Origin of the sequence: Flavobacterium panacagri (assembly GCF_030378165.1) — a bacterium.
Taxonomy (GTDB): Bacteria; Bacteroidota; Bacteroidia; order Flavobacteriales; family Flavobacteriaceae; genus Flavobacterium; species Flavobacterium panacagri.
Genome location: NZ_CP119766.1, coordinates 2,274,390 through 2,287,865, shown reverse-complemented (window position 1 = coordinate 2,287,865; position 13,476 = coordinate 2,274,390). Strand labels below are relative to the sequence as shown.

Sequence of the window (13,476 nt, the reverse complement as noted above, 5' to 3'; positions counted from 1 at the left end):
TTTAATTCAATTATAAGCATCCGCATAGATTATATTAATTCGTGAATTGCGTCGCCAGTTCGCTATCGCTCGGGTCGTGGCTAAAAAAAATTAGAAAGGATAGCCAATAGCAATATTCAGAATGAGATTGTCTTTTCTCCAAGAACTGCTTCCAAAATTAATATCATCAATAACCCATCTTTGTCCATCTGGAAGAGATGGATTTCTTAGTGGAATGGCTAAATCTGTTCTTAAAATCAGGAACGACAAATCAAAACGTAAACCAGCTCCTGCACCGACAGCTATTTCTTTCATAAAATCTTTTGAAATTTCAGCTCCAGGTTTATTAGGATCGGCATGTAAAAGCCAGATATTACCGGCATCCAAAAACACTGCTCCTCTTACAATGCTAAAAAGTTTTGCTCTGTATTCGGTATTAAACTCCAATTTCAAATCGGCTGATTGATCTGGTGTATAATTAATATTGGTTGTCGTTTCAGGAATCACATAACTTCCTGGCCCGAGCGTTCTGGCTCTAAAAGCTCGAATACTGTTTGTCCCTCCCACTACAAACTGTTTAGAAGCTGGCATTGTATTCGAATTTCCATAAGCAAATCCTGCCCCTACAATTAATCTACTGGCTAATTCGCTCTCTTTTCCTAGTTTTAAATAATGCCTGAAATCGGTTCTTATTTTTACATATTGACTAAACGGAACATCAAATATCGTTTTAACCTTATCCGGATAATCTGCACCGGTAACCAAACCGGTAATATTCCCAGCCAAATCCAATTCTCCATTAAAATAGATCGTGTTTTTTCGGCGTTTCTGCATGGTATTCGTATAGGTATAATTGTAAGTTGGCCCAAAGATTAACTGTTTTTCAATTACCTTTCCTAATGCAGGATCTTGTTGAATGTCTTCTAAATATTCAGCCGTAACATGATTCGGACTAACATACGTCACATCAATTACATTAAGCTGATGTTCTTTTCGGATGTTTTCCTTCCATAGATAACCAAAAGAAGTATTAAAAGAATTCAGTGCATACAATTGGGTTCGTTTTTGATATTCATATCGAAGCGTTGCTTTGGTTCTTGGCACATATTCACTGTTTCCTTCAATATTAAAAGGCGTAATAAATCTTGGCCATGTTAGACTAACTTCCCCTCCAAGTTTATAAATATTTTTCCCCTTATTGACGCCACCTAATTGAAAATCTGCTCCACCAAAAATGGATGCTGTAAACAATTCTGCCCCGTGAAAGAAATTTCTATTATTCCAGTTCAAATTAAGTTCTGTACCCGTATAACTTGCTGAATTGGTTTTACCCAAAACCTCAACACGGATAAACTTTTTAGGTAAAAGTGTTAGGTAATAATAAGAATCCAAAGCATTGTCGATACTGTCAGAAGGCTTGAATTCATTTTTAACAAAACTGAACGTTCCTAGGTTTACAAAACGATTCAAAGTCAAATTGTGATCGGTTCTGTTGTATAAATCACCTTTTTTGAAATAGATGGTTCTGTCGTAAACTCTCGGTTTAAATGTTTCCGTAGTATCAATAATAGTAAAATCTTTATATTGAGTTATATTCTTTTTTCTGTAAACCATACTGTCGTTTGACAGCGAATAATTTGGATACACAAATATGTTATTTATCGTATAAGCTCTTAAAGCTTTTGCAGGAGTTTCATCTTTAATAACCAATCTGATTTTTACTTCATGATCACCTTTACTACTGTCTACTTTTGCCAGAAGATAATCGGGACTAAAATAATAATAGCCTTTTTCTTTAAGTCTTGCATCGATGCGTTCTCTCTCTGCTTTTATAAGATCCAAATCATACGGTTTACCCACTTTCAATAAACTGCGTCGGCTTGATCTGGCAATTATTTTTGACATTTTTAAAGAATCATCCGGAAAAATCACACTTTTAATAATGTATTGTTTTTTGGGAATAACGGTATATTCTGCTGTTACCCTTTTATTATTTACAGTAGAATCTGCGCTGACACGAGTTTTAAAATAACCTCTGTTTTCTGTAAAATTCCGTAAAACCGAAGCATTATAATCTAAATCGACTTTGCTAAAAAGCACTGGCTCTTCTCCCACTTTAGTTCGAAGCCAATATCTAAATCCTTTTTGTTTTTTGGGCTCGCCGGCAATATTATAAAACCATAATTTTGGACGTAAGCCTAAAAAAGTTTTATTTGGTTTTGGACGAAGAAGACCTTCCAGCTCCGTTTCAAGCGCTTTTCTATCTTTCTTTTTCATGATAGAATCTTTCACTTTTACCGAACCGCCTGTGTACAGCAAATCGCCTTCCGGAAGATATTTTGTATTACTGCATCCAAAAACAAAAAACAGGGATATCAGCACAAAATACTTTACCAGATGATTTTTTATATGATTACGTTTTTTGTTCATTTCCTTCAATTTGATTTTCCTGCAATTGCTCCTTCTCTTTCTCTTCCTTTTTTTTCTGTTTTTCTTTTTCTTTTCGAAGCTTCTCTTCTCGAATCAATTCTTTTTCTTTTTCGGTGCGATGGAAAAGTTCTCTGAATTTATTGTAACTCATTGTGATAATAAAAGCAACTCCTGTTTCTACAACCTGTCCTTCTACTGCTACCTGATATTGATTTTTTCTATAAGCACGAACAATATACCTGCCGTCTTTTGTAAGCTGATAATCTAAAGCTACATCACCGGCAATATTGGTGCTTTCTTCATTGGCCCGCTCTGCACCTTCTACTCCAAAACTGCTTCCAACAGTTACTTTCAATCTGTCATCCAACAGTTTTTTAGAAACTTCTACATTCAGATCGGTTCTGTTTTGCATGGTTCCAGAAGTATAATCTTCAGAGGATTCTAAATCAAAATTGACTTCAAATCCTGTAATTAATTCACCTGCCAGATTATTCAATTGCTGTGAAAGAATCTTACTCACACTTTGTCTTGCGAAAGATTCTGCGTTAACGCCACCGCTTTCACTTTGAAAAGGGTTTTCTCCCACAAATCGGTTTAATAATAAAAGAGCAAAAACCTGTTTGTTCAATTCGGCAGGATCTTGTTCTAACTGTTTCAATTTGGTTTGTGTTAATGTAACTACATCTGTAGAAACATTATAATTTCCATCTGGCAATACAATTCCAAATGAAATTTCAGGTTTCATCAGTTCTCCGTTCATTTTCAATAAAGTCTGAAACGGAAGTTTTTGTTTGTATGTATTTCTTTCCGCTGTATTATCAGTTGGAATTTGATTACCTAATAGATCAATCGGAGCAGCATCAACCTTATAAATAGCCGTAATGCTTACATTTGCCATCGTTGGTTCGCCATTCCAGGTAATATAACTTCCTTCCTGAATATCGAATTTTCTTTTGATTCCGTTAAAATTCATTTGATAAGCTCCATCCGAGAACTCATATTTTCCAGTCAAAGTTGTTTTTCCTGATCGATCAATTCCTCCAACTAGTTCGGCTTCGCCTTTTAAGTTCAGATAATCTCCGTTTGCTTTATCAATCAGTAAAGTCAATTCGGCCTCTTTATCAATCGTAATAGCAACATTTACATCCATTCCTTTCAATTCCGATTGATCTAATTTATTTTGAAGATCAACTGTTTGTTTGAGGTACATATTGTCTTCATCAACAAACTCTACAATTCCTTCGCGGTCTGCAATCGAAGGATCTGATTGTGGCATTACCACCGTAAATTTGGTTTCTTTATTGATTTTGATTGTTCCATCTACAACCGGACTTTCTAAACTTCCTTTGATATTTAATTTTGTATCCAAAAACAAATCGCCGTAGAACAAATCATTATCCGTAGCTTTAGAATTTATGGCTCTAAAATCATTAGCCTCAACCAATAAATTAAAATTATATTTTACAAAATCAGCAGATTGAATGGTTCCATTGACAAACAATTCATTATCATTTTCATCAAAAAGAGAAAATTTGTCAAATGAGATTGTTTCATTAGCGAAAGTGATTTTTTCGTTTTTAGTTTTAAAATAAGAATTGAGCTGTGTCACTCTAAAACCAGCATCATTAAAAACCAATTCACCATTAATTTTTGGAGCCGAAGTATTTCCTGTTATTTTAAAATTTCCAGACAGAAACCCCTTTCCTTCGGTAATATTTCCCATGCTGAAACCTTGAATACTTTTGATGTTCAGCTTATTAATTGCGACATCCAAATCAAAATTACCTTCTTCTATTTTATATTCTCCGGTAAGTTTTACATCATTTCCTTCGTCACTTAAAGCCACATTTGCTACAAGTGTATCAGTCGTTTTGTTGTCTACTTTTATTTCTAAATCGCCAACTTTTTCTCCTTTAAAAGTAAAATCATCAATTTTTAAGTCCGAAGTAAAAGTCGGACTGGTCATTACATTTTCGACTAACGCATTTCCGTTAATCAATCCCTGCATTAACAGCTCGTCTTTTTTGACCATATTCATAATGGTTTCGATTTTGAAGTTCACAAAATCGACCTGCAACGGTGCATTGTCCTGTGTTCCTTGCGACTGAATTTTTAACTCATTTCCGTTATTACTCAAATTGAATTTATTGACATAGAGTCTTTTTTCGCCAAATTCGATTGCATTTTCTGGATCAACATTCCACTTATCATAATTTAAAATGAAATTTTCCGCATCCAGTTTTACAATGTTTTTTGAATCCTCTGCCTTAAATTCACCTGCAATAAAATATTGCTGTTTTTCTTTGGCATCTTTTACTTCAAGAGCATACGTCAAAATATTATTCTGCACATTTCCGGACAAACTTGTAAACGGAATTTTAAGCGAACCGCTTTCGATTGTCGCCACAGAAACTGCATATTCTAAAGCATTTTCTTTGGCCTCGATATTTATTTTTCCGTCTGAAATGGTATTACCTCCATAAACAATTCTCGGAATCGTTCCTTTCACATTTAGAGAATCTGTTTTACTATTATAATTCCCTGTTATGGTAAAAGGCTCTAAGTTTGTCAATTTTGGTAATAATTTTAAAAGCACAGGATCATTGTCGACTTTGAGCATAAAAGCCAGCCTTTGCTCATCTGATTCTGCGTTGACTTTTGGATTTTTAAGATCAATATATTTTGATAATGATTTTTGAATTGAATTGGACAAAGTCGTCAGTTTGTACTTTCCGGTCATTTCTGCTTTTAAAAACTGCGACGAAATCTTAATTGAATTGCTGTCTTTATCTGCAAAAGCAATAACACGAATCGAATCTAAAACAATTGGCTCTTTGTCCTGCAAAATCTGAATATTGGACAGAAAAACTTTTCCGTTTAAAAAATCGGGATTACTGTTGGTAATAGCAGCATCTAAATTTCCGCGCAGTTTCATTGGGCCGGCATGCAGATTCAGTTTTTCTAAATCGGCTATATCGAGATTTAATTTCAGTTTTATGGTTGGATATTTATCTTTTGTATCTCCGCTTGCGGTTAAATTAAAATTCAGATTCGGGTCTTCCATTCCGGATTTTACGGCAAAAGATCCGTTTTCGATATTTCCTTTTAAGGTTAAATCTTTATATGTATATCTGTTGAAAACTGCTTTCTGAACAATTCCGTCCACAAAAGCATTTGCAGTTTTCGGATCTAAACCGTTTCCTTTAACTTTTGCATTAAGCGTTATTTTTCCAATCGAATCATTTTTGATTAATCGTCCAAGATCAAATTCGTTTAAGGAAACTACAGCATCATACTTTTCTCTTTTTTTAACTCGCTGGTCAAATAAAGCATCCACTTTTGCATTTCCAAAACTGCTATTTAAAGCTAAATTGGTTTTGAAGTTTTGAACTGAACCTTTAAATTTTCCCTGCAAACTCAACTGCGAAGGAAGCTGAATGTTTTTTGGAATTGTTCCTGCCGGCACGAACATATTAATATCTTTTGCTGTGCTCGAAATCTTTTTAATATCCAAATCGTAATACGCTTTTTGCGCATCAGGCAATCCGGCAATCTTCCCCGAAAGGGAAACTTTTGTCGTTCCTATTCCGCTCATTTCAAATTTGGAAATATTCAGATCTTTTACTTTTCCGCTTACACGACTGTCAACATACAAAACCGCGTTTGGATTACTCTTAAACGGATTGGTATTTTGAAGCGTTGGAACAAATAATAAAATGTCTTTGAAACCAATTTTGGATTCTTTCAGATTGGCATCAATAGCCAGATTTCCTAAATCTTTCTGCAGTGCATCAAGCGATCTGTATTCAGCTTTAATTTTATCCTGAACAAGTGTTTGAGGTGTTTTTAAATACAGATTCTCTAAGGATGCATTTTTTGGTCCGTAGAAAAAATTAGTTTTTAAAGACTGGATTTGCAAACCGCTTTTTTCGCTGACTGTAAGTTTATTTATATTTCCTGAAATAGTATCATTTCCATAATACAATTTCTCTGCTTCGAAGTTGAATTTACTCAAATCCAAATGACTGTAGTCTAAACCTTTTGCGACAGGTTTTGATTGCATATCATCAAATTTGAAGGCGACATTCTGGATATCAACCTTGTTTAATTTTGCTTTCCAGCCCGCTTGTTTTATGGCTGTTGTATCCAAGTCAGGGGCTTGAATCTGCTTATCTTTTGCACCAAGACGTAAATTTCCTTTAAGATTTTTAACTTCAAAAGTATCAAAATCCAAAAACTGTTTATTAAGATCAATCTCATTTACTATTAATTTTAAATTTCCTAAGCTAATGCCAGAATTTAGTTTCGAATCTTTATTATCATATAAAATGTCGATTTTAGACAAAGCTATTTTATCTAACGCCAATTTAAAATCGGGACGTTTCGAAATTGTATCAACTGTTTTTACTGAAACCTCAGCAATTTTCTCGACTACATCCTGATCTAAAACTACTTTTAAGCCATTTAAATTGATTGTCGGAATATTAAAATCCATCTGATCCAGATCAAACTTCTTGAATTTGGTATCAAAATGCGTCAGGTTTACCCGAATATCATTTTTAGCGAAATCATCCTTAAAGTTAAATTTAACCTGATCGAGGTTTACTTTGACAACCGAGATTTTGAAAGGTTTTGCATTTGGATCCTCTACTTTTGGTTCTTTGGATTCGAATGCTTTTATGATGTAATCGAAATTAAAAACACCGTCTTTATTTCGGGAAATATTAGCTTTCACATTTTCAAGTGAAACCGAATTGATTTCAAGTTCACTGCTAACGAGTTTAAAAAGATCAACATCAACCTCTAATCGTTTACCAGCCAACAAAGTATCTTTTTTTTGATCTTCAAAATAAAAACCTTCCAGAACTACATCTTTTGGAAATTTTATCGAAATATAATCTAAAGAAACTTTAGTTTTTATTTTATCCTGAAGGTAGGTGATGGCTTTATTTTTAACGAAATTCTGAACCGAAGGAACCTGAATTAAAATGATAACAAGTAATAAAAGTGCCACTACAGAAACCACGCACCACATGAGGATACGAAGTATTTTTTTAATAAAATAAGCGGGTTTCTTATTCATACGTCAATAAAATCGATTAGATTAATTGCTTCTGAAAAAAGCAGGGTTACACATCTTACAAAAATGTAAAATTTAAACCTTAACAATTTACATAATTATCAGGAATTATTCTAGAATTTTATTGTTGTTTTTGCCACTAAGGCACTAAGACCCGAAAGTTTTTTTATAATAATTAGTTAGAATTTGATATGAGAAATCTTTTTCTCTAAGAGATTTATTTTTTGCTGGAGTTTAGCTAAGAATTTCTGATGCTGTTCTGATTCCGGATTGAAACTTCTGTGTCGAAGACTTTTTTGAATTTCGTCTACTTCTAGCATTATTGAAAGGCTGTTTTCTGAAATATAATTTTCGCTGAAAAGCTTCCAGATATAATCAATCGCGATTTGATTTGGGTGTAACATATCTTCTCCATAAAAACGATAATCGCGAAGCTCATCCATCATGATTTCGTAAGAGGGAAAGTATGCAGTGTTCAGTTTTGAGTGTTCAGTATTCAAGATGGAGTGTAAAGCTGTAAACAAATGTGATTTACTTAACTGATTTTCTACAAAGCCATCTTTAATATGTCTGACAGGAGAAATGGTAAAAATGAAATTGATTTTTGGATTTAAAGCCTGAACTAAATCCATTGTGTTTTGAATGCTTTTCTGAATTACTTCAACAGATAACAACTCTTTTGAAAATTGTTTCTGTGGCACTTTATGACAATTGGCAACAACTTCATCTTTCTCTAAAACTTTGTAAATCCAGGAAGTTCCAAAAGTGATAATGAGATGCGTTGCTTCTTTTAATTGTTTGTTCGTTTCTAAAATAGCTTTATTGAGCGTTTCCAGCAATTCTTGTCGGTCGGCATTACTTAAATCAGAATGTGCTTCAAAAGAATGCCAGCGTTCGTTATGAAAGAAAACATCTTTTTCTTCAAACCATTGTTCTTGACAAACTCTCTTAAATAATTTTTCTATTGAAACTGGATTAAAAATAATCCCAAACGGATTGGTTTCGTTTTGAAATTTAAAATAATCAAATTTCTCCGCCATATTTTCTGCAAAACAAGAACCCATTGAAAGTACTTTCGAATGATAATCGATTGGCGAATTACTTTTTGAAATTGGGATTTGTGTTCTGAATTGCATGAGATTTTATTTGAACACGAATTTCGCCAATTATCAGCAATAAAAAAACCAAATACCGAAAGTATTTGGCGTTTTATAAATTCTTAAATTAATAGGTATATTCTATATCAAATTCGACAGTTCCTCCATTAGTATAAGATCTATTTTTTGTTGGGTAATTCTTGTCATCATAAGTGTAGTCTCTCAAAAAAATAGCGGGATTAGATGTCAGGGACGGTTTGTTGGTAATTTTAACAACATTGTTTTTACCAATTTCTCTGATATCATCCAACAATAAATCTAAACCTACAATATTTTTTAAAGGATTGTTTTTATTATCGTATTCATAAACGTAAGACCATATATTTCCTGCACGTTTTACAAGATTACCATTTTCATAAGTCAAAGTTCCTTCAATGGTTTTAGTTTCAACTTTCGTATCATTATTAACCGAATAAGTTATGTATGATATTTGTTCGTTTGAAGAATGCGTGTAAACTGTTTTTTGAGTAGATATATAATCAGGACTAAGAATATTACTGGTATTTGAAATTTTAGTGTCTAATTTTCCGTTTTTATAAGTGTAAAAAGCTTCTTTTGTTTTATACTCTTTTCCCTGTCTGTCTTTTTCATAAACCTCTTGTTTTGTTATAAGGTTATCTGTGTAAGTAAACAATGTTCTTTTGTTTGCTCCTATAATGCTGTTAATTTTATTGCCGTCGTATCTAACTAAACCAATTTCTATTGGCTTCTCATCTTCAGGAGGGTAAGTATAAGTAATGGTTTTTGGCAATACAGAACTGTCTTTCGCGGAATTATCATCACTTGAACATGACGTTATGATTAAAGAAAGTACAGTAGAAAGGAATAAAAGTTTTTTCATTTTTAATAGGTTAAGTATTTGGGGTTTTAAATTTTTTCAAGGCTAATAAGTGTATTCTATTTCATATTCAATTGAAACGCCAGAGCCATCATATGAAGTCTGCTTTGTTGGATAATCTTTGTCATTATAAATATAACTTGTTAAATAAACACCTGTATTAGAATTCTCAGATGTCTTAAAGGTTGTTTTCACAGAATTGTTTCTGCCAATTTCGCTGATTTCATTTAGAAGCAAATTGAAACCTGTGACATTTCTAAGCGGATTGTTTTTTACATCGTATTCATAATCCCTTGATACAGTTGAAGTACTACTTGTAATTTGCTCTTTTATGAGATTTCCATTTTTATAAGTCAGACTACCTTCACTATCTTTAATTTCTGCTTTAGTATTTTTATCAACTAAATAATTGATAAACGAAATTGATTCATTCGAAATATGATTGTAAACTGTTTTTATTATATACTCTCCATCTGGATATTGAGCAGTAATATCTTCTTTAAAAACTCTGGTCTTAAGTTTTCCGTTTTCGTAGGTATAAACCGCTTCAGCTGTTTTAGTTTCCTTTCCTTTTTCGTCTATATCAAAAACTTCTTGTTTGGTTATAAGGTCTCCAGTATAGGTAAATAGTGTTTTTGAGTCTTCGTCAATACTGCTGATAATTTTATTTCCGCTGTAGGTAAGAGTACTTGTGGTATTTGTTCCTAAATAAATATTGGGATAAACATAGGAAATTGTTTTAGGCAAAATAGAAGTATCGCCTGAAGAAGCACCATCTTCGCTAGAGCAAGAACTCATACCGAAAAATAATGCAGTAAAAAGGATTACTAGTTTTTTCATTTTGTAGTAGGTTAGATTTGTTCTTTCAAAAATAAATCAAACCATTCTAAAAAAGCAATAAAATCTTACCTTATTTTAATATTAAAAAAACTTTTTGTGGCATTTATAAGAATTAAACTTTAATGATAATGTTATAAAAAATCAATATACATATTCTATGATACTGATTATTTTGTCTGCATAATCGTAAGTAGTTTTCTTAGTTGGGTATCCCTTTTTATTGTATTCGTAAACCATCGAATTGGAATATGGTTCAAATATAATACTTCCCGAAGCAATAGAAGAATAAGAGTGTCTTGTTAAATTATTAAAAGAAGAAACACTGAGTTCTGACCCTAAAATTTCCTGATCCAGCAGCACATTAAAACCTAAAACATTTTTGAAAGCATTATAATGTGCATCATATTGAAAACGCGAACAAGTCATCACATCATTAGATCCCCAATTGAAAACAAGATTTATTAAATTCCCATTTAAAATTGTCAAAACATCCTGCTTTGGATTATCTGATATTTTTTTAGTTTTAACATCAAAATCATAGATTTCCTTAGTAATTGAGTCATCTCCATTTTTAGTGTAAACAGATCTTGTTTCTTCTCCATTCATTATTTTAGAAACAGTTTTTAGACTTTCATTTTCATACTCATAAAAGGTTTCAAAATATTTTATTTCCTGCCCATTTCTAATATCATATTTTGTTTCACTTGCTATATAATTTCCATTGTACGAATATGCTGTCTTTTCCAATTTATTGCTAGTACTTACAATCTTATTTCCATTGTACACAATATTTACATCAAAATTCTCTGAGGGATTGTTGGGATATATTGTTTTTAAAGTTTTAGGTAAAATCATATTTTGACTTTCCATATATTCTTCATTAGAACAGGAAAACAAGACAAACAAAATAATTGTACAGCAATAAGATAAATATTTTTTCATGTCTCATTTAGATAACTTACAAAAAGAACCTTTTCCAGCAAAAACTGCTTTCCACAAAAAGACATAATTATAACACTTTAAGACATACTTTATGTTTCTCGTAGAAAGATATTTCATCTTGTTCTAATTTTGCCTTTTCTAAAAAAAATAGATATGCTAAATACTCACAGGTTACCAATCCTTTTTATCTTTCTATTTCTTTTTTCATGCGGTCATGAAGAAAATCAATCCCCCGATAATGAAACCGAACTATGTAATTTTAATTTTATTGATTTAAAATTTGACACCACAACAAAACCCGATGCCGCAATTATAACATGGCCTAGATGGAAAATTGGTCAAACTATTAAAATTAAATTTTTAGACGGTGATGCTGCTTCACAGGAAAAAGTAAAAAGAATTGCTGGCGAATGGACAAAATATGCCAACCTAACATTTGAATATGTTCCAGCAACTGAATACGCAGATATTAGAATTGGTTTTAATGTTGGTAGTTATGGAGCATGGTCTGTTTTAGGGATGAAATCTGCTTATGGCAATACAAACGATCAATCCATGCGATTGGGATCTCTTACTTCTACAAATGAAGTTTCGATAAGACGAACAATTTTACATGAATTCGGACATGCATTAGGTCTTATTCATGAAAATTCAAGTCCTGCATCAACCATAAAATGGGATTTACCAAAAGTATACCAATATTACAATGAACTAAATGGATGGTCAAAAGACGAAGTGGATCAATTTGTTATAAAAAGTCCCGAATCTACCAATTATAGTCAGTATGATCCTCTTTCTATAATGCATTATTATGTACCAGCTTCTCTTACTACTAACAGGGTTGCTGTAAACGAAATGAATGATTTATCTCTAACTGATATCCAATCTATTAATAAATGGTATCCATTTCCTATTAGATCGACTATAGAATCTGGAGAAAGAATAGATTATATTCCGTGGACAAAAGCTATTAAATCTTCAAATGGTTTGTTTGTTTTACAATTCGATTCTGGAATGTTATCGATAAAAGACTTAACCTATGATACAATAATCTGGCAGGAAGGAAATTCAAGATACAGCAATCGCCCATCCTGCTATTTACAATCTGATGGAAATTTAGTAATTAAAGGTCATTCTTCTGGTTTTACCGCACCAGAACAAATAATCTGGACATCTGATACTGCTGGATTTCCTGGCGCAACATTGCATTTACAAGATGACGGAGATCTTCAATTAATTTATAATGGAGCCGTAAAATGGTCTTCTAAAAATGGAAAGATTTAAAAACATAAAGCCAGAAGCAAAATACTTCTGGCTATTAATATTCAAACTTTAGATTTATTTAGTAAAAATACTCGCTAGTACCTAAACTGTCAGATCCTGTATCAACTTCTTTAGTTGGGTATCCTTGGTCATTATAGGTAAAAGTGCTGTTTGTCCATAAATCACCATCTGCTGTATCTGTTAAAATGTTGAATTTAACTCCATTTCCTTCTCCATCCACAAATGCAATTTTATCCATTCCTAATATATTTTTCGTAGGATTGTTTTTAGTATCGTATGTGTATTTATGATCTGGCTGGTTTGCAGTAATGGCTACGATTTCACTAACTTCACCATTTACAAATTTAATTGTTGACGTAGTACCACCAGCTGTTTGAGTTTTACTATCGCCACTATATGATTTAACCGAAATTGTACCATCGGTATTGTATGTGTAAACTTCTTTATGTCCCCAATCCATATTAGGTTCTACTCTTACAAAAGTGGTTAATTTACCTTCTGCATTGTAAGAAAACGTATTAATCTGATCGATTGTTCCATCAGGAAATTTAAACTCTATTTTAGTAATTAGATCTCCTGTATAAGTGTAATAGAGACTTGTATCTCCTGAATCATCAATAGCGCTTATGATTTTATTACCGTCATATTTGTAATTAATAGTAAATTTTTCACCATCAGAATTTGTAATAACGGTTTTTTTAAGTAAAACAAGATCTGAAGAAGACTCATCATTTGAACACGATGATAATAATAGAGTCAATGCTCCAAAAAGACATAAAATTTTTTTCATTTTGATTGGGTTAAATTTGTTATACAGCAAACGTAATACAACACAAAATCAAAACCTTACGGGATTCCTCATTAAGAAAAATAATACATTTAAAAAAATATTAATACATTCTGAATGAACAATATAAAAGGGACTT

General features: G+C 32.3%; 8 protein-coding genes. 1 reads left to right on the top strand and 7 read right to left on the bottom strand.

The features are described 5' to 3' along the window. Positions 1–90: 90 nt before the first annotated feature. From tamL to P2W65_RS10290, 6 genes are all read right to left on the bottom strand, one after another. Positions 91–2,409 (bottom strand): translocation and assembly module lipoprotein TamL, encoded by a 2,319-nt coding sequence (gene tamL, locus P2W65_RS10315; RefSeq protein ID WP_289665368.1) that lies wholly within the window; start codon positions 2,407–2,409, stop codon positions 91–93. Next, entirely contained in the window at positions 2,393–7,492 is a 5,100-nt protein-coding gene (locus P2W65_RS10310) for a translocation/assembly module TamB domain-containing protein (protein ID WP_289665367.1), read from the bottom strand. Before P2W65_RS10310 ends, tamL begins: the two co-directional genes overlap by 17 nt. A gap of 176 nt (positions 7,493–7,668) precedes the next feature. Then, positions 7,669–8,625: a GSCFA domain-containing protein gene (locus tag P2W65_RS10305; protein ID WP_289665365.1), complete on the bottom strand. Its 957-nt coding sequence runs from the start codon at positions 8,623–8,625 to the stop codon at positions 7,669–7,671. Positions 8,626–8,713: 88 nt separating this feature from the next. Beyond that, on the bottom strand, positions 8,714–9,487 hold the full coding sequence (locus P2W65_RS10300) for a hypothetical protein (protein WP_289665363.1): 774 nt from the start codon (positions 9,485–9,487) through the stop codon (positions 8,714–8,716). A gap of 42 nt (positions 9,488–9,529) precedes the next feature. Further along, on the bottom strand, positions 9,530–10,324 hold the full coding sequence (locus P2W65_RS10295; protein ID WP_289665362.1) for a hypothetical protein: 795 nt from the start codon (positions 10,322–10,324) through the stop codon (positions 9,530–9,532). Between the two features lie 141 nt (positions 10,325–10,465). Beyond that, positions 10,466–11,266: a hypothetical protein gene (locus P2W65_RS10290; protein WP_289665361.1), complete on the bottom strand. Its 801-nt coding sequence runs from the start codon at positions 11,264–11,266 to the stop codon at positions 10,466–10,468. Between the two features lie 153 nt (positions 11,267–11,419). Here P2W65_RS10290 and P2W65_RS10285 point away from each other — a divergent pair, with 153 nt between their 5' ends. Next, positions 11,420–12,550 (top strand): matrixin family metalloprotease, encoded by a 1,131-nt coding sequence (locus P2W65_RS10285; protein WP_289665360.1) that lies wholly within the window; start codon positions 11,420–11,422, stop codon positions 12,548–12,550. Between the two features lie 58 nt (positions 12,551–12,608). Here the strand turns inward: P2W65_RS10285 and P2W65_RS10280 are convergent, their stop codons facing one another. Next, positions 12,609–13,340 (bottom strand): hypothetical protein, encoded by a 732-nt coding sequence (locus P2W65_RS10280; RefSeq protein WP_289665359.1) that lies wholly within the window; start codon positions 13,338–13,340, stop codon positions 12,609–12,611. Between the last annotated feature and the right edge of the window lie 136 nt (positions 13,341–13,476).